Genomic DNA, 18,839 nt, shown 5'->3' with positions numbered 1-18,839 from the left:
TTCACGCTCCCTCTTCGGCGACCGCGGCGAGCGCGGCCCGGATCTCCTGCGCCTCGCGCAGCTTGCCGTCGATCACCGCGGCGAGCGCGGCGACGGTGGGGGTCTCCAGGAACACGCCGAGTTGCAGCTCGACGTGGAAGGCCTGGGCGAGGTCCCGCAGCGTCCGGGCGGCGTTGAGGGAGTCCGCGCCGAGCATCAGCAACGAGTCGTGCAGCCCGATCCGGTCCACCCCGAGCCGGCGTCGCCACACGGCGGCCACCGCCTCCTCCAGGACCGTCCCGGCGGCGGGCTGGGCCTCGGCGGCCGGGGCCGCCGGCGCCGTGCCGGTCACGGGCGCCACGGCCACCGGGTCGACCCAGTGCCGCGAGCGCTGGAACGGGTACGTCGGCAGGCCGACGCGACGCCGCGACCCGCCCTCGTGCAGGGCGGCCCAGTCCACCTCGACGCCCCGGCGCCACAGCTCGCCGAGTGCGCCGAGCAGCCCCCGGAGGCTGCCGGCGTCGTCGGTCAGGGCCAGCGTCGACGCCTCGGCCGGTCCGACGGCCAGCGTGACGGCGGCCCCGGCCGGCGCGACGGCCGGGGCCGGCGGGTGGGTGCCGGCACGCAGCGCCCGGCCCGCCTGCGCCGTCGTCCAGCGGCCGTCGACGACGGCCGCCGTCACGGCACCCGCGCCGTGGCCGTGGGCGGCGACCGGGGACACGCCGCAGGCGGCCAGCAGCCGGGCGAGCGCGAGCTGCCCGGTGACGGTGGCCGCGTCGGAGCCCGCCGGGGCGGAGCCCTGGTCGAGGCCCAGCTCGCCGGCCACCCGGTCGACCTCCGCCCGCAGCCGGGGCAGGGCGTCGCACAGCGCGGCCAGGTCGGGGCAGGTGGCACCGAACGCGTACGCCACCGGGGTCGCCTCGGGCGACGCCTCCACCGCGCCGACGGCGGACAGCGCGCGGGCCGCCTCCCCGGCGTCGGCGGCCACCACGAAGGCCCGGTGACGGAACGCGCGCCGCCCGACCTGGCTGGTGTAGGCGATGTCGGCGAGGGCCTGCCCGGGGTGGCTCCCGACGTGCCCGGCGAGCCGGGCCGCGGCGGCGGCCAGCGCCTCGCCGCCGGCCGCCGAGACGGTGAGCAGCACGGCGGGCGGGTTCGGCCCCGGCGGCGCGGGTGGCGGCGCCTGTTCGAGGATGACGTGCGCGTTGGTCCCGCCGACGCCGAACGAGCTGACCGCGGCCCGGCGCGGCCCCGCCGCCTCCGGCCAGTCCCGCAGCATGTCGTTGACGCGGAACGGCCCCCGGTCGAGCGAGGTCTGCGGGTTGGGCTTGCGGTAGTGGATCGACGGCGGGAGCTCGCCGTGGTGCACGGCGAGGACCGCCTTGATCAGCGAGGTCACGCCGGAGGCGGTGTCGAGGTTGCCGACGTTCGGCTTGACCGAGCCGATGGCCCACTCGGCGCCGGGGGCGGCGGGTCCGTACGCCTCCTCCAGGGCGGACACCTCGATCGAGTCGCCCATCAGCGTGCCGCTGCCGTTGGCCTCGACGTACTGGATGGAGTTCGCCTCGACGTCGGCGACCCGCAGCGCCCGGCGGATCACCCGCACCTGGCCCGACCGGCCGGGCGCCACGAAGCTGACCTTGCCGGCGCCGTCGTTGTTCACCGCCGAGCCCTTGACCAGGGCATAGATCCGGTCGCCGGCGGCCTCGGCGTCCTCCCGGCGGCGCAGCACCACCACGCCCGCGCCGTCGCCCAGGTGGTAGCCGGCGGCCTCGGCGTCGAACGCCCGGCAGCGCCCGTCGGGCGAATTGATGCCGTCGGCCTCGTGCCGGTAGCCACGCGGCACCGGGTTCTTGACGCTGACCGCGCCCACGATCGCCATGTCGCACTGGTAGTCGAGCAGGCTGCCGATCGCGTGGTGCAGCCCGACCAGGGCCGACGAGCAGTTGGTCTGCACCGTCATGCTCGGCCCGGTCAGGTCGAGCTTGTACGAGATGCGGGTGGCCAGGTTGTCCTTGTCGCTGGCGACGGCCATGCCGAGGCGGCCGGCGGAGTCGACCAGCTCCTGCTGGGGCAGCAGGTGGTAGAGCAGATACTGGTTCAGGCCGCAGCCGGCGTACACGGCGATGTCGCCGGGGAAGCGGCGGCTGTCGTAGCCGGCGTCCTCCAGCGCCTCCCACGAGCACTCCAGCAGGATCCGGTGCTGCGGGTCGATCAGCGTCGCGTCGGTCGGCGAGTAGCCGAAGAACTGGGCGTCGAACCGGTCCGCGCCCTCGATGCCCGACCACATCGGCACGTACGCCGGGTCGGTGCGTTCCGCGGCCGGGACGGCGTCCAGCTCGGCGGGGGTCAGCTGGCGGCCGGCGTCCACACCGTCGCGGAGCAGCTCCCAGAACTCGGCCACGTTCGCCGCGCCCGGGAACCGTCCGCTCATCCCCACGACGGCGATGTCCATCTCGCTGCTCATCGACTTCCCACTTCCTGGATTCGCTGGCGCATCAGCCGGCGGCGGTTCGCCACCTGCTCGGTGCGGTCGGGACCGGGGTCGGCGGGCGGTTGCGCCGCCGGGCGCGCGGGCTCGCCGAGGTGCTCGGCGAGCTTGCGCACGGTGGTGTGCTCGTACAGGTCGACCAGCGGGAACTGCCGGCCGATGAGCTCCTGGAGGCGGATGTGCACCTGCACCAGGCTCAGCGAGTTGCCGCCCACGTCGAAGAAGTTGTCGTCGAGCCCGACGGCGCCGACGCCGAGGACGTCCAGCCAGACCTCGGTGACCTGGGCCTGGAGTCCGCCGCCGCCCGCCGTGGGCGGCCGGGCCGTGGCGCCCGCGCCCAGGCGGGCCATCGCCTCGGTGGCCTCGGCCGCCACGGCGCGTCGGCTCACCTTGCCGGTCGCCGTGGTGGGCAGCTCGTCGACCAGGTACAGCAGCGGCACCATGAACTCCGGCAGCCGCTGCCGCAGGTGGGTACGCAGGTCGTGCAGCAGGTCCCGCCGGGCGGTGGCGCGCAGCGGGTCGTTGGCCAGCTCCGGCCACTCGCCGCGCCGGGTGCGGGGCGGCGTCCAGCCGACCGCGTCGTCGGGTCGGCCCGCCGGCCAGAACCGCAGGTCCATCGCGTACGGATCGCGTTCGGTCGACGGCACGACCGAGGTGCGCCGGCCCAGCGCCTCGCCGATGCTCCAGCAGTCCTCCGGGTCGACCCCGGCCGGCAGCTCGCCCGCCGGGCGCGTCACCGGGTCCGCGTCGGTGAGCCCGGCCAGCCGGCGTACGGGGCCGGCGACCGTGACCAGCCGCGCGTTCGGCACGCCGCGCACCTCCACCGGGCGGTTGCGGTTGCCGCGCAGCAGGCTGCGCAGCCGGGCGACGTCCAGGGCGTCGCCGGCCCAGTCGAGCCGCAGCGGGTCGAGCGGGTCGGCGGCGGGGCGCTGCGGGTCGGCGCCCACGTGCAGGACGACGTCGTAGCGGAACGCGCTCAGCTCGTTGGCCTGCCGGCCCCGCTTGAGATGCAGCTCCGCCCCGGTGACCCCGGGCAGCCAGTCCGGGGCGGTGAGGAACAGGTCGGGGGCCAGCACCAGCTCGTCGTCGGCGAGCACCCGGGCGGCGACGCGGCGGCGCAGCTCGCCCACGGTCAGGCCGGGTTCCGGTTCGGCGCCCAGCTCCACGGAGGCGTGGAACACCTCCAGCAGGTCCAGGTCGCGTACGTCGCCGAGGTAGATCCGCCCGCCCGGCGCGGCCGCCGTGACCGCCGCGCGCAGCACCTCGCGCAGGTAGTCGTGGTTGGGGAAGTACTGGGTCACCGAGTGCAGCACCACGGTGTCGAAGCTGCCGGCCTCGATGCCGGTGACGTCGTCGGCCTCGCGCAGCAGCAACGTGACGGAGTCCCGGTCGATCCCCTCGGCGTCGAGCCGCTGTTCGAGCACCTTCAGGCCGGCGGCGGAGAAGTCCGTGCCGACGTACGCCTCGCAGTCCGGCGCCAGCGCCAGGGTCAGGTTGCCCGTACCGCAGCCCAGCTCCAGCAGCCGGCGGGGGCGCAGCTCGCGGATGCGCCGGACCGCCTGGTCGATCCACTCGCCCATCTCGACGTCGGTGAACGGCGCGCCCGTGTAGCTGCTGGTCCAGATCGCCTGCTGGGCCTCCTCGGCGGGACCGGCCTCGGTGTACATCCGGTCGTAGAGCAGCCGCCAGTCCGACACCCGGGTGGTGGCCGGCGCCCCGCCCGGATCGGCGCCGGCCGAAGCGGAGGATCCGCTGCGCTGCCGGGGCACGACCGCCGCCACGATCCGCTGTTCCCCGCCGCCCGGCGCCTCGGCGAGCGCGGCCACGGCGGCGGCCACCCCGGGGTGGGCCCGCAACGTCGCCTCGATCTCGCCCAGCTCGATCCGGAAGCCACGGACCTTCACCTGGTGGTCGGCCCGGCCCAGGAACTCCAGCCGCCCGTCGTGGCTGAACCGGCCCCGGTCACCGGTGCGGAACAGCCGCTCGCCGCTGCCGTACGGATCGGGGACGAACCGCGCCGCGGTCAACGCGGGCTGGTCCAGGTAGCCACGGGCCAGGCCGGCCCCGCCGACGTACACCTCGCCGGCGAAGCGGGGCGGCACCGGCCGCAGGGCCTCGTCCAGGACGTACACCCGGGTGTTGCCGATGGGCCGACCGACGCTGCCGACCCGCTCGGGTCCGGTGACCACGTCCAGCGTCACGTCGGCGGAGATCTCCGACGAACCGTACAGGTCGACCAGGACGCAGCCCGGCAGGGCAGCCAGCCAGCGCGCGGCCAGGTCCGGGGTGAGCGCCTCGCCGCTGGAGTGGCAGTAGCGCAGCGCCGACAGCCGCTCCCCGGCGTCGGGTACGCCGTCGAGGATGGCCCGCAGCAGCGACGGTACGGCCACCAGACGGGTGACCCGGTGCCGGGCGAGCAGGTCGACCAGGCGGACCGGGTCGCGCCCGACGTCCTCGGGAACCACGACGAGCGGGGCGCCGGCGAAGAGCGGGAGGAACATCTCGCCGCCGGAGTCGAAGAAGCTCAGCGAGGTCTTGTGGCTGCCCACCTCGTCCGGCCCCATCGGGAAGCGGTCCATGATCCACCGCTGCCGGTTGACGATGCCCCGGTGCAGGCCGAGGACACCGCGCGGGGTGCCGGTCGACCCGGAGGTGTAGACGACGTAGGCCACGTCGTCGGGGTGGGCCGTCGGCCGCGGGTCGCGGTCGTCCTCGGCGGCGAGCGACTCCTCGGCCGGGTCGACCACCTCGACGTCGGGCAGGTCGGCGGCCGCGTCGGGGGCGGCGACCAGCAGCCGGGCCCCGGAGTCGGCGAGCATGAACCGCAGCCGGTCCACCGGGTACGACGGGTCGAGCGGCACGTAGGCCGCACCGGTCTTGAGGATCGCCAGCACGGCGGTGAGGCTGACCGTGGAGCGGGGCACCAGCAGGCCGACCCGGGTGCCTCGGCCGGCGCCCAGCCCGATCAGCCGGTGGGCCAGCCGGTTGGCCGCCGCGTTGAGTTCGGCGTACGTCAACCGGGTGGTGTCGTCGATCGCGGCCGGCGCGTCCGGGGTCCGGCGGGCCTGCTCGGCGACGATCTCCGGCGCGCAGCGTCCGGTGTCGTGGTCGGTCGTGGTGTCGTTCCACTCCACCAGCACCCGCCGCCGCCCCTCGGCGCCGAGCAGGGGCAGGGCGCCGACCGGGGTCGCCGGCGCCGCGACGGCTGCGGCGAGCAGCGCGGTCAGCGCCTCGGCCAGCACGCCCACCGTGTCGGCGTCGAAGAGGTCGGTGCTGTAGTCGAAGGTGCCCAGCAGTTCGCCGCCGTGCTCGCCCAGGTAGAGGGAGAGGTCGTAGTAGGTGGCCCGCTGCCGCACCGGCCGGTTGCGTACCCGCAGCCCGGCCCAGTCCCCCAGCGCCCCCTCGTGGTTGAGCACCATCGGCGCGAGCCCGAGCCGGTCGGTGCCGCGCCCGTGCTGGTAGGCGAAGGCCGCGCTGATCAACGCGCCACGGCTGGGGTCGGCGGCCTGCCCGAGCCCCTCGACGATCCGCCCGAACGGCACCTCGGCGCGGTCGGAGGCGGCCAGCACCGCGTCGTGCGCCGCCCGGGCCAGGGCGCCGAACTCCGGGTCGCCGGACAGGTCCACCGGCACCGCCAGCGGGTTGACCAGGTAGCTGACCAGGTCGGCGAAGCGGCCCCGGACCCGGCCCGCGTGCACGAAGCCGAGCGGGAACTCCGCCTGGCCGGCGTAGCGCGACAGCACGGCCGCATAGCCGGCGAAGAGCACGGCAGTGCGGCTGACCCCGTGCGAGGCGGCCAGCGCGTCGATCCCGGCGCACAGGTCGGGGCCGAGCCGGAAGGCGTGGGCGGCGCCCCGGAACGTGCGCACCGACGGGCGGGGCCGGTCGGTCGGCAGGTCCAGCGGCACGAGGTCGGCGGCCTGCGCCTGGCACGTCGCGGTCAGCTCCCGGCCGGCCGCGCCGTCCAGGAAGGAACGCTGCCAGGCGACGAACTCGGCCGGGTGGGCGGTGGGCGCCGGCGGCGCCGCGTCGTCCCCGGCGGCGTGCCGGCCGTAGCCGGTCGCCAGGTCCTCGACCAGCACCGCCAGCGACCACACGTCCATGACACTGTGGTGGGTGCACAGCAGCAGCGTGTGCCGGTCCGCCGCCTGCCGGAACAGCACGGCGCGCAGCAGGGGCGGGCCGTCGAAGCCGACCCCGAGTTCCGCCTCGATCTCCTCGTCGAGGCGGCCCGCCGGCCAGTCGGTCGCGTCGCGTACGTCCAGCGTGACCTCGGCGTCGCCGACCACCCGCTGGGTGACCTCGGCGCCGGCGTCGTCGTAGCGGGTCAGCAGGGCCGGATGCCGGACGCCGAGGTCGCGCACCGCGCGGGCCAGCGCGTCGACGTCCAGCTCGCCGTCGACGGTGACGGCGCGGCACAGGTTGAGGTTGGCCGGGTCGTCGGCGAGGGCGCCCTGGAACCAGATCGCGCGCTGGCCGTACGACAGCGGGTAGGGCCGGTCGGCGGCGGGCGCGGCGGCGGGTGGGTCGGCCGGCGCGGGCGCGGCCGGCAGCGCGGCGGCCAGCTCGGCCACCGTGCTGTCGCCCAGCAGGTCGGTCAGGGACGGGCGGACGCCCCACTCCCCCTCGATCAGGTGTTGCAGTTCCACGGCGCGCAGCGAGTCGAATCCCAGCTCCGGCAGGGTGCGGTCCGGGTCGATCCGCTCCGGGTCGACCTCGATCAGCCCGCCGGCCAGGACCCGCAGCCGCTGCGCCTGCGCCGGCGCGACGGCCGGCGCAGGGCGCGCGACCGGGCGCAGGGGGTCGTCCGCGACGATCGTGGCGCTGCCTGCGGCGTACGCCCGGGCGCAGTCGCCCCGCCGGGTCTTGCCGCTGGTGGTGACGGGGATGGTGCCCGGCGGTACGGCCAGCACCCGGTGCAGGTCCAGGCCGTGCACCGTCACCACGGCACGGCGGGCCGCCTCGGCGATGGCCGGCGCCTCGTCCGACGCCTTGTCGGAGCGGGTCTCGTACCACAGGACCACGGCCTCGCCGACGCCGTGGCCGTCGTCGGCGACGTCCACACCGAACGCCGCGATCCGCCCGCCGAGGCGGGGGCAGGCGGCGCGGACGGTCTGCTCGATGTCGTCCGGGTAGTGGTTCTGGCCCCGGATGACCACCGTCTCCTTGATCCGGCCCCGCACGTACAGGTGCCCGTCCTGTTGGAAGCCGAGGTCGCCGGTGCGCAGGTAGGGGCCGTCGGCGGGGTCGCCGCTTAGGGTGGCGTGCAGCGTGCGGGCGGACTCCTCCGGCCGGTTCCAGTACCCGTCGACGACGCTGCCGCCGCGGACCCAGATCTCGCCTGCGGTGCCGTCGGCGACGGGCTGGCCGGCCGCATCGACGATCCGGACCTCCGCCTCGGGCAGGATCTCGCAGCCGACGACCTCCGTGCCGGGGCGGGCGGCGGCGGAACCGGTCGGGTCCTCGTCGGCAACGGTGGTCACGACGGGGCGCTGCGGGCGGGCCCGTCCGGCGACCAGGAGCGTCGCCTCGGCCAGCCCGTAGCACGGCAGGAAGGCCCGCTCGTCGAACCCGTGCGGGGCGAACGCCTCGGCGAAGGCGCGCAGGGTCGCCGCGCGTACCGGCTCCGCGCCGTTGAAGGCCACCCGCCAGGAGCTGAGGTCCAGGGCGGCGCGGTCGGCCGGGGCGACCTTGCGTACGCACAGGTCGTAGGCGAAGTTGGGCCCGCCACTGATGGTGGCCCGGTAGCGGCTGATCGCCTCGAGCCACCGCACGGGCGTACGGATGAACGTCGCCGGGTCCATCAGCACCGTCGGCACCCCGAGGTACACGGGCGTCAGCAGGGTGCCGATCAGTCCCATGTCGTGGTGCGGGGGCAGCCAGGAGGCCATCACGGTCTCGTCGTCGAAGGCGAAGGAGCGGCGGATGGCCCGCAGGTTCTCCAGCAGGTTCGCGTGGCTGACCATCACGCCCTTGGGGGTGCTGGTGGTGCCCGAGGTGTACTGGAGGAACGCCAGCCCGCCCTCGTCCACCGCCGGCTGCCAGCCGGCGGGGGCGGCGTCGAGGGACTCGATCTCCAGGACCGGCAGCCGACGACCGGGCATGAGCGTGCCCAGGTCGACCGCGGCGGTGACCGCGCGGGCGGCCAGCACGGCGGTGGCCTGCGCGTCGTCGAGGATCCGCCCGACCACCGGGGCGCTGGCCCGGTTGAGCCGGGCGGCCAGCGGCACCGGCACGGTGCCGGCGTAGAGGCAACCGAAGAAGCCGGCGAGGAAGTCGACGCCCGCCCCGACGAGCATCAGCACCCGGTCCCCCGGGCGGCAGTGCCCGGCCAGGGCCGCGCCGACGCGGCGGGCCCGGGCGTCGAGCGTCGCGTAGTCCACCGTGTCGGTCGAGCCGTCCTCGGCCACCAGGTGCAGGGCGGGGCTGCCGGGCTGGAACCGCGCCTGGTGGGACAGGGCGGCGCCCAGGTTGACGACGTCCGTCGCCTCGTGGGTCAACGCGCCGGAATGCTCGGTCATCTGGCTCTCCACTCGCTGCACAGGGGTCGGACCGGGTGTCACGGCTGGCCGGGCGCGAGGCGGGCGGCCAGTTCCGCGACCGTCGGCGCGTCGAAGATCACCGCGACCTCGACGTCCACCCCCAGCTTCGCGCCCGCCATCGCCACGATCCGGGTGGCCGTGAGGGAGTCGCCACCGAGGTCGAAGAAGTCGTCGTGGATGCCGATGCCCTCGCGCCCGAGCACGTCGCACCAGATGTCCAGCAGCACCCGCTCACGCTCGTCACGCGGGCCGGCGGCGCCGGCGGCGCCGGGCTCGTCCTGGCCCGGGGTCGGCAGCGCCGCGACGTCGAGCTTGCCGTGGTTGGTCAGCGGCAGCCGGGGCAGGCTCACGAAGGCGGCCGGGACCAGGTAGTCCGGCAGCCGCCGGCGCAGGTGCGCGCGCAGGTCCGCGGTGCCGGGCAGGTCGTCGCCGACGACGTAGCCGACCAGCCGGGCGTCGCGGCCGGGCGGGTCCCGGCGTACGACGACGGCGGCCTCGCGGACCGCCGGGTGGCGGCGCAGCGCGGACTCCACCTCGCCCGGCTCGATGCGGTAGCCGCGCAGGTTGAGCTGCCCGTCGCCCCGGCCGAGGAACTCCAGGACGCCGTCCGGCCCGAACCGGGCCAGGTCGCCGGTGCGGTAGACGCGGGCGCCGGGCGTGACGGCGTACGGGTCGGGCAGGAACCGCTCGGCGGTCAGGGCGCGGTTGTCGAGGTAGCCCCGGGCCAGCCCGGCGCCGCCGACGTACACCTCCCCCGCCACGCCCGGCGGGACGGGCTGCATCGTCTCGTCGAGCACGTACACCCGGACGTTCGCCATCGGACGGCCGATCGGGACGAACGGCCGCTCGTCGGCGGGGTCGCAGGGCCAGGCGGTGCAGGAGACCGACACCTCGGTCGGGCCGTACAGGTTGAACATGGTGACGTCGAGCCGGTCGAAGACCAGCCGCTGCGTCTCGGGGGTGAGTTCCTCCACGCCCGAGACGATCCGTCGCAGCGACTTCAGGTCGGCGGCGTCGGTGGTGAGCAGCACCTCGCGCAGGGCGGTCGGCGCGAAGTCGGCGTCGGTCACGCCGTGCTGGGCGATGACCCCCGCCAGCCGGCGCGGGTCGAAGGTCGCCGTCTCGGGCATCAGCACGCTGGCCGCGCCGTTGAACAGCGCCCGGAACAGCTCGTCCAGCGAGACGTCGAAGGTGCAGGCCGCCTTGCGCAGCACCCGGTCCTCCGGGCCGAGCGGGAAGTTGCGCTGCGCCCACAACATCCGGTTGGTGAACCCACGGTGGGTGACCTGCACGCCCTTGGGCTGCCCGGTGGAGCCGGAGGTGAACAGCGTGTAGGCGAGGTTGTCCGGGTGCAGGGACACGGCGGGGTCGGTGGCGGGGCACGTGGCGGTCAGCGACGACTCCCCGTCCAGGTCGATGATGCGCCGGCCGGGGCTCCACACCTCGTCGCACAGGTCCCCGGCGGAGATCGCGACCGCCGGGCGGACCTGGCCGAGCAGCGCGTCGCGGCGGGCCTGCGGGTCGCGCGGGTTGACCGGCAGGTGGTAGCCGCCGGCCTTGAGCACCGCGAGGATCGCCACCACCTCGGCCGTGCAGCGCGGCAGGCACACCGCCACCGGGTCCTCCACGCCGACACCGAGGTCGCGCAGGTGGTGCGCCAGGCGGTTGGCCCGTTCGTCGAGTTCGCGGTACGTCGTGCGGACGTTGCCCTCGACGACCGCCACCGCGTCCGGCGTACGTCGCGCCTGCGCCTCGACCAGCCGGTGCACGAGCGCCTCGGGGCCGAGGTCGGCGGCGGTGTCGTTCCACTCGTGCAGGATCCGCCGGCGCTGCGCGTCGTCGAGCAGCGGCAGCCGCCACACGCTCGTGTCGGGCTCCCGCGCCGCCTCGACGAGCAGCAGCTCGAACTGCCGGGCCATGTCGCGTACGGACTCGCCGGTGAAGAGGCTGGTGTCGTACTCGATCTCACCGATCAGCCCGTCGGCGGTCTCGGTGATCCTCATCGACATGTCCATCCGGGACCGGCCGGTCTCCATCTGGTGGACGTCGACCCGCAGCCGCGGCAGGTCCAGCCGGCTGGTGGGCACGTTCTGGAGCACGAAGGCGACCTGCGCGAGCGGCTGGTGGCTGCGGCTGCGCTCCGGTTGCAACGCGGCGACGAGCCGCTCGAACGGCACGTCGCGGTGCCGGAACGCGTCCAGCGAGGCCGCCTTGACCCGGGCCACCAGCTCGGCGAAGGTGGGTTCGCCGGACAGGTCGGCGCGCACCACGATCATGTTCAGGAAGCAGCCGATGAGGTGCTCCAGCTCGTCCTGCTCGCGCGTGGCGATGGGGCTGGCGACGACCATGTCCCGCTGGCCGCTGTGCCGGGCGAGCAGCACGCTGAAGGCGGCGAGCAGGGTCATGAACATGGTGGCGCCCTGGCCCTGCCCGAGCGCGCGGATCCGCTCGGCGTCGGCGGCGCCGACGCGGAACCACTCGGACGCGCCGACGAACTGCTGCACCGCCGGGCGCGGCCCCCGGGTGGGCAGGGTGAGCAGGGGCGGCACGCCGGACAGCTCGTCGACCCGCTCGCGCAGGTGGGCCGCCATCCGTTCCTCGCTGACGGCGGTGCGCTGCCAGGCGGCGTAGTCGGCGTACTGGATGGGCAGCTCGGGCAGGTCCGGTGTCGCGGCGCCGGAGGCGAACGCGGCGTACGTGGCGGCCAGCTCGCGGCAGAAGATGGTGAACGACCACAGGTCGCAGACGAGGTGGTGCACGGTGACCCCGAGCACGTGCACGTCGGGGGCGATCCGGTAGAGCACCGTCCGCATGCTCTGGCCAGCGGCCAGGTCGAGCGGGACCCGCATCTCCCGCTCGACGGCGGCCCGCAGCACCGCGTCGTCGGGATGCGCGGTGGCGTCGGGCAGGTCGACCACGTCGATGCTCAGCGGGGCAGGCGGCGTGACGGCCTGCACGACCCGCTCGCCGAGCTGGCGGAAGGTGGTACGGAGGATCTCGTGGCGGCGGACGACCTCCTCGATGCTCCTGCGCAGCGCCTCCCGGTCGAGCGAGCCGGTCAGGATCAGCAGGGTGGCGTCGTTGTGGTGGACGGCGTCGTCCTCCAGGCGCTCGATGAACCAGAGCCGCTCCTGGGCGAACGACAGGGGCGCCTCGGCGGCGCCCAGCCGGGCGATGGCGCCGGCGACGGGCGCCGGATCGGAGCGGCCAGCGCGCAGCCGCTCGTCGAGCAGGGCCCGCGCCGAACTGGACAGCCGCGCCACGCGTTGCGTGACGTCACTCGCGACCGGATGCTCCTGCCGTCCCACTGGTCCTCCGTTGTCCGTCGGTGATCCGGTCCACGGTCCGGATCACCGCCGGACGCGGGCACGCCCCACCGATGCGGGTGCCGATCATCGATCTGTACCAGGTGACTGAGCGTGCAGTCAGCGAACAGAGCCGTTATAGGGGTTTGACCTCACAATTCACGACATCTCTTCCAACTCCTAGGGGTTGGGCAACCCGTCTGCCTGCCACATGATGGGCACGCTGTGACGCCGCCGGTGCCCGGCACGCGACCCGTCCGACCGGAGGTGATGCCAGTGCGCGACGACCTGCGGATCCTGGCCGACCGGTCGTACCGGATGCTGTTCCTGGCCCGCACGCTGTCGCTGCTGGGCAGCGCCGTGATCCCGGTGGCGCTCGCCTTCGCCGTCCTCGACGCGCCCGGCGGCTCCGCCACCGACCTCGGCCTCGTGCTCGCCGCCCGGTCGCTGGCGCAGGTCGCGCTGCTGCTGTACGGCGGCGTCCTCGCCGACCGGATGAACCGCTTCCGCCTGATGGTCGGCTCCGACCTGCTCGCCTTCGCCGCGCAGGCGGTCCTGACCGTGGTGTTCGTCACCGGCCGACCCTCGCTGCCGGTCGTCGTCGCGTTGTCCGCCGTCAACGGCGCCGCCGCCGCGCTCTTCCTGCCGGCCTCCCGCGGCGTCGTGCCGCAGGTGGTGGCCCCGGAGCAGCTCCAGTCCGCCAACGCGTTGCTACGGCTGTCGCGCAACAGCACCACCATCGGCGGCGCGGCCCTGGCCGGAGTGCTCGTGGCGGCCTTCGGCGCCGGCTGGGCGCTGGCGGTGCCCGCGGCCACCTTCCTCGGCTCGGCGCTGCTGCTCGCCGGCGTCCGGGTCGCCCACCCCGGGCGGGCCGCCACCAGCACCCTCCTCGCCGACCTGCGCGAGGGCTGGCGGGAGTTCACCTCCCGGTCCTGGGTGTGGCTGGTGGTCGTGCAGTTCGCGTTCGTCAACGGTTGCTTCTCGGCGATCTACGTGCTCGGACCACTGACGGCCAAGGAACAACTGGGCGGCGCCACCGCCTGGTCGATGATCGTCACCGCGCAGGCCGTCGGCCTGGTCGGCGGCAGCCTGGTGGCGATGCGGATCCGCCCCCGCCGGCCGATGCGGGTCGCGGTGCTGGCGACCTTCGGTTTCCTCCCACCGTTCGCGCTGATCGCCGCCGGTGCGCCGGTCTGGCTGATCGCAGCGTCGATGCTCGTCAACGGCGTCTGCGTCGACATCTTCGAGGTGCTGTGGGACACCGCCCTGCAGAACCACGTGCCCAACGAGGCACTGTCGCGGATCAGCTCGTACGACGCCATGGGCTCGTTCGTGCTGGGCCCGCTCTGCCTGGCCGTCGTCGGCCCGGTGGCGGAGCGGATCGGCGTACCGCAGACGCTGGTCATCGCGGGCGGGGTGCTCGGTCTGGTGACCGTCGCCACCTTCTCCGCGCGGTCCGTGCGTCAGTTGCCCGCAAGAGTCCCCGACGCACAACCCGCCAAGGTGTGAACCCGGTGACCCCGCCGGCCACGGACCAGGGTGGAGATCGGAGCAGGATGGAGCACCGGATAAGTCGGCAGATGACCGACGCGACCGACGCGTACGGCCGGCGGTTGGGGGCCTACCTCGAGCAGTCGTCCTACACGCGGCTGCGCGGCGGCCCGGGCGTGATCGACCTCGCCTTCGGCGACCCGCACGAGTTTCCCGCGCCGGCCCTGGTCGAGGTCCTGCAACGGCACCTGAGCCCGCAGCACACCGACTGGTTCGCCTACACCCGCGACCACCCGCCGGCCCAGGAGTCGGTGGCGGCCACCCTCAGCCGGGAGCTCGGCCTGCCGTTCACCGCCGACGACGTCGCCCTGACCAACGGGGCGTTCGCCGGGCTGACCATCTGCCTGCGCAGCGTCTGCGACCCGGGCGACGAGGTGATCTACCTCGACCCCGCCTGGTTCTACTACGAGCCGATCATCGCCTCGGTCGGGGCGGTCCCCCGTCCGGTGGCCCTGACGCCTGGCTCCTGGCGGCTCGACGCGGACCTCGTCGCGGCGGCGATCACCCCCCGCACCGTCGCCGTCATCGTCAACAGCCCCAACAACCCGACCGGCGCGGTCTACACCGACGACGAGTTCGCGGCCCTCGCCGAGGTGCTGCGGGAGGCGTCCGCCCGCAACGGCCGGCCGATCTACCTACTGTCCGACGAGGCGTACCGGCGCATCGTGTTCGGTGGCCGGCCGTGTCCCAGCCCGGCGACGCACTACCCGTACACCTTCCTGGTGCACACCTACACCAAGACGCTGCTGCTGCCCGGCGAGCGCGTCGGCTACGTGGCGATCCCGCCGACCACGCCCGACCCGGCGGTGCTGCGCCGGGCGCTGACCGTGGCGCGCCTGACCACCGGCTGGGCGTTCCCGAACAACTCGCTGCTGTTCGCCCTGCCCGAGCTGGAACAGCACGCCGTGCAGGTCAAGCCGATCGAGCAGCGTCGTGACCTGCTGGTCGACGCCCTGCGCGAGGCCGGGTACGAGGTCCAACCCAGCGAGGGGACGTTCTACCTGATGGCCCGGGTGCCGGACGCGGACGACTGGACGCACGCCGCCCTGCTGGAGGAGCACGGCCTCCTGGTGCTGCCGGCCTCGGTGATGGGCGCGCCCGGTTACCTGCGGCTCTCCCTCACCGTGACCGACGAGATGCTGGAGGAGACCATCGGCCGGCTGCGCTCGGCGCGCCCCTCGAACCGGGAGCACGCCGGTGTCCAGCGCTGACCTCGGCGCGGCCGACGCCGCCGCGACGCTGACCGCCCCGCCGGGCGGGCCTGCCGCGATCCGCCAGGAGGGGCCGGCGTCCGATGCGACGTCGTTTACCGGGCAGGCCGCGCCCGACGTCGACGCCACCATGGCCCGCGCCCGACGGGCCCAGGCGGAGGTCGAGTTCTGGCCGCAGGAGCGCATCGACGACCTGGTCGCGGCCGCCGGGTGGGCCGCCTACCAGGAGGACACCGCCCGGTCGCTGGCCGAACTCGCCTACCGGGAGACCGGTCTCGGCGACCCGGAGCACCTGTTCACGCTCTACCGGCGCCGGGTCCTCGGCACGCTGCGCGACCTGCACGGGGTCGTCACCACCGGGATCATCGAGGACCTGCCGGAACGGGGCCTGCGCAAGCTGGCCAAGCCGATCGGGGTGATCGCGGTGGCCAGCCCCGCCACGGCGCCCTGCTCCGGGGTGGTCGGCAACGCCCTGCCGATGCTCAAGACCCGCAACGCGGTGGTCATCACCCCCAACCCCCGGGCCCGGCACTCCGCGGCCCGCACCGTCGACCTGCTGCGTCAGAGCCTGGCGTCGGTGGGTGCCCCGCCCGACCTCGTCCAGTGCCTGCCGGTCACCGACCGGCAGACCACCGAGGCCCTGATGGCCGCCGCCGACCTGGTGATCGCCGCCGGCGGCCCCGGCACGGTACGCCGGGCGTACCGCAGCGGCACCCCGGCGATCAGCGCGGGCGTCGGCAACCCGGCGGTGATCGTGGACGCCTCGGCGGACGTCGCCGCCGCGGCGGAACTGATCGTGCTCGGCGGCAGCTTCAACAACGGCACCTCCTGCTCGTCGGAGAGCAACGTGCTGGTGGACGCCGGGATCGCCGCCGCCTTCCGCGACCAGCTGGCCCGGCAGGGCGCCCACCTGTGCGACCCGGCCGAGACGGCGCGGCTGCGTACGCTGCTCTGGCCGGACGGGCGGCAGCTCAACCGTGACGCGGTGGGGCGGCCCGCCACGGCGCTCGCCGCCGCCGCCGGGATCGACCTGGCCGAGCCGACCAAGACCACCGCCCTGGTGGCCCAGTTGCCTCCCCTGACGCCCGGCGGCGTCCCGGCGCTCGACGACCCGATGCTCGGCGAGAAGCTGGCGCCGGTCTTCACGGTGACCACCTTCACCGACTTCGACGACGCGCTGGTCGCGGTGGAGACGCTGCTGGCCCGGATCGGGCAGGGCCACAGCTGCGGCATCCACACCGAACGCCCCGACCGGGTCGTCCGGCTCGCCGAGCGGGCGCGCGCCGGACGGGTCATGGTCAACCAGTCGACCGCCGTGGGCAACAGCGGCAGCTTCGACAACGGCATGGCGTTCACCCAGGTCATCGCCAGTGGCAGCTGGGGCGGCTGCTCCCGGTCGGAGAACGTGACCTGGCGTGACTTCCTCAACTACACCTACGTCTCCCATCCGCTGCCGCCCAGCCTGCCCGACGAGGAGACCCTCTTCGGCGCCCACTGGCGACGTCTTCCCTGACCGAGGACCACACATGGACATCAGCCCTCCCGAGGCACCGCCGCGTGACCTGACCGTCGCCGAGATCGACGCCTTCCACACCGACGGCGTGGTCCGGCTGTCCGGCATGATCGACGAGAAGTGGCTCGGCCGGATCACCGAAGGCGTGGAGTACCTGCTCGCCAACCCGACCGTCCTGGCGCAGGCCACCGCGCTGCTGGGAGGCGGCGGTTTCGCCGGCGACGCCTTCATGTGGAAGACCCACGACGGCTTCCGCGACTTCATGTTCTTCTCCCCCGCCGCGCGCATCGCCCAGCAGCTGTTCGGCTCCACCGCGATCACCGCCTTCTACGACCAGATCTTCGCCAAGCCGGCCGGATCGGGCGCGCCGACGCCGTTCCACGAGGACGTCAGCTCCTGGCCCATCGCCGGCGACCAGGTGTGCGCGATGTGGATCCCCCTCGACCCGTGCACTCCCGACACCGCCGCACTCCAGGTGGTACGCGGCTCGCACCGCTGGAACCGGCGCTACGTGCCGATCACCCCGGGCGCCACCCACCTCGGGCGGCGGGAGGAACTCGAGGCGGTGCCCGACATCGCGGACCAGGAGGTCCTGAGCTGGGACCTGACGCCCGGCGACATCGTCCTGTTCCACCCGGCCGCCCTGCACGGCGCCACCGGCACCGGGCCCGAGCGGCAGCGCCGGGCGTTCGTCTCCCGGTGGGTGGGCGACGGCGTCACCTTCCAGCCGCAGCACGCCGTCCTGCCGCTGCTGTGGGACCACGGCCTGCGGCCCGGTGATCCCATCGGTGGCCCGCTGTTCCCGAGGGTGCTGCCGACGCCGGTGCCGACGGAGACCGGCGCCCGGTTCGACGGCCCGCAGCAGCCCCACGCCGAGCGGGCCGAGGAGTTCCTCTCCATCCTGAGGATGCTGTAGGTGTTCGGGGAACTCACCGCCACGACCGCCGCCGGCCGGGAGCTGGTGTCCCTCGCCGAGGGGCACCTCGACACCCTCACCGAACGCGCGGCCCGGCACGACCGGGACAACACGTTCGTCGCCGACAACTTCGCCGACCTGCGCGACAGCGGGGTCCTCTCCGCGTGCGCCCCGGCCCGCCACGGCGGGCTGGGGGTCGACTCCCTGCTCGACGTGCTGGTGGCCGTCTCCCGGCTGGCCAGGGGCTGCGGGTCGACCGCCATCTGCGCGAACATGCACATGGCCTCGGTGTGGGCCCAGGTCCGCCGCTGGGAGCGGGCGGAGGCGGCCGGCGACCGGGCCCGGGTGGCGCAGCTCGACGCGATCCTGGAGGCGTTGGGCGGCTCCGACCTGATCATGGCCGGCGCCTCCACCGAGCCCGGCGCGTCCTGGAACGCCGCGCTCACCGAGGCCGTCCACAAGGGCGACGAGTACGTCATCACCGGGCGCAAGACGTTCGTCACCAACTCGGCCGTCGCGGACTCGTTCAACGTCGCGGTCCGGGTCGCCGACCCCGAGGGCGGCTGGCGGCACGCCGAGGCCGTCGTCCTGGCCGGTACGCCCGGGCTGACCGTGCTGGGCGACTGGGACGCGATGGGCATGCGGGGCTCCGGCAGCCACTCGATCCTGTTGGAGGACTGCGTCGTCCCCGCGGACCGGGTCACGATCGGCGGACCGTTCGGTCCGCCGACGTCGGAGGACCTGATCCGCTCCTGCGCGATCAACTTTCCGCTGCTGGGCGCCTCGCTCGGCATCGCCGAGGCGGCCTGGCAGCTCGCCGTCGAGCACGCCACCAGGACCCCCCGGCAGCCCGGGCGCACGGCGCCGGCGCACCACCCGTCCGTGCAGCGGGAGATCGCCACGATGGAGCTCGACCTGGCGGCCACCCGAGGGGTGCTGGAGCGCTCCGGTCGCCTGGTGGACGCCCTGTTCGCCGCCGACCCGGCGCAGCGGTCCGAGGGCGCCGTCCGGGACGTCGTACGCGGTTGGCAGCTTGCGAAGCTGCACGCGAACCGTACGGCGGTGAGCACGGTCGACCGGGCCATGACGATCTGCGGCGGGGCGTCCTTCAGCAGCCGGCACCCCCTGTCCCGGCTCTACCGCGACGCCCGCGCGGGCGGCTTCATGCAGCCGTTCGGGCCGCTGGACGGCTACCCGTTCATCGGGCGGGTCGCGCTCGGGCTCGACCCGTTCGCCGACTGAGGCCGACGGACGCCCGGCCGCCGCTGCGGGCGCTGGTGGCGCGCGCCCCAGGGCCGGTGGCCGGCTTGCCGCGCCCGAGGCCGATGGTC

At 74.7% G+C, this 18,839-nt stretch carries 8 protein-coding genes; 5 read left to right on the top strand and 3 right to left on the bottom strand.

Features of this window, described 5'->3' with window-relative positions:
- Position 1 precedes the first annotated feature (1 nt).
- The 3 genes from GA0070610_RS12340 to GA0070610_RS12330 are packed head-to-tail and all read right to left on the bottom strand — an operon-like array spanning position 2 to position 12,320.
- Positions 2–2,446: a beta-ketoacyl synthase N-terminal-like domain-containing protein gene (locus GA0070610_RS12340; RefSeq protein WP_089000166.1), complete on the bottom strand. Its 2,445-nt coding sequence runs from the start codon at positions 2,444–2,446 to the stop codon at positions 2–4.
- Positions 2,443–8,991: a non-ribosomal peptide synthetase gene (locus GA0070610_RS12335; protein ID WP_089000165.1), complete on the bottom strand. Its 6,549-nt coding sequence runs from the start codon at positions 8,989–8,991 to the stop codon at positions 2,443–2,445. The genes GA0070610_RS12340 and GA0070610_RS12335 overlap by 4 nt, the downstream gene beginning before the upstream one ends.
- A gap of 38 nt (positions 8,992–9,029) precedes the next feature.
- The gene (locus GA0070610_RS12330; protein ID WP_089000164.1) at positions 9,030–12,320 is read right to left on the bottom strand and encodes a non-ribosomal peptide synthetase; all 3,291 of its coding nucleotides are present in this window, start codon (positions 12,318–12,320) and stop codon (positions 9,030–9,032) included.
- Between the two features lie 273 nt (positions 12,321–12,593).
- Between GA0070610_RS12330 and GA0070610_RS12325 the strand changes: the two genes are divergently transcribed.
- The 5 genes from GA0070610_RS12325 to GA0070610_RS12305 all read left to right on the top strand — a co-directional run bounded on the left by GA0070610_RS12325 (position 12,594) and on the right by GA0070610_RS12305 (position 18,750).
- On the top strand, positions 12,594–13,826 hold the full coding sequence (locus tag GA0070610_RS12325) for an MFS transporter (protein WP_157747131.1): 1,233 nt from the start codon (positions 12,594–12,596) through the stop codon (positions 13,824–13,826).
- Positions 13,827–13,897: 71 nt separating this feature from the next.
- Positions 13,898–15,079, top strand: coding sequence for an aminotransferase class I/II-fold pyridoxal phosphate-dependent enzyme (locus GA0070610_RS12320; RefSeq protein WP_157747130.1), 1,182 nt, complete (start codon positions 13,898–13,900; stop codon positions 15,077–15,079).
- Positions 15,066–16,592 carry an aldehyde dehydrogenase family protein gene (locus tag GA0070610_RS12315; protein ID WP_197697834.1) on the top strand — a complete coding sequence of 509 codons (1,527 nt, stop codon included), beginning with the start codon at positions 15,066–15,068 and terminating at the stop codon, positions 16,590–16,592. Before GA0070610_RS12320 ends, GA0070610_RS12315 begins: the two co-directional genes overlap by 14 nt.
- A gap of 13 nt (positions 16,593–16,605) precedes the next feature.
- Positions 16,606–17,508 carry a phytanoyl-CoA dioxygenase family protein gene (locus GA0070610_RS12310; protein ID WP_089000161.1) on the top strand — a complete coding sequence of 301 codons (903 nt, stop codon included), beginning with the start codon at positions 16,606–16,608 and terminating at the stop codon, positions 17,506–17,508.
- Positions 17,509–18,750: an acyl-CoA dehydrogenase family protein gene (locus GA0070610_RS12305; RefSeq protein ID WP_089000160.1), complete on the top strand. Its 1,242-nt coding sequence runs from the start codon at positions 17,509–17,511 to the stop codon at positions 18,748–18,750.
- Positions 18,751–18,839: the final 89 nt, after the last annotated feature.

Origin of the sequence: Micromonospora echinofusca, assembly GCF_900091445.1 — a bacterium.
In the GTDB taxonomy this organism is placed as follows: Bacteria; Actinomycetota; Actinomycetes; order Mycobacteriales; family Micromonosporaceae; genus Micromonospora; species Micromonospora echinofusca.
This window is presented reverse-complemented; position numbering and strand designations above follow the sequence as displayed.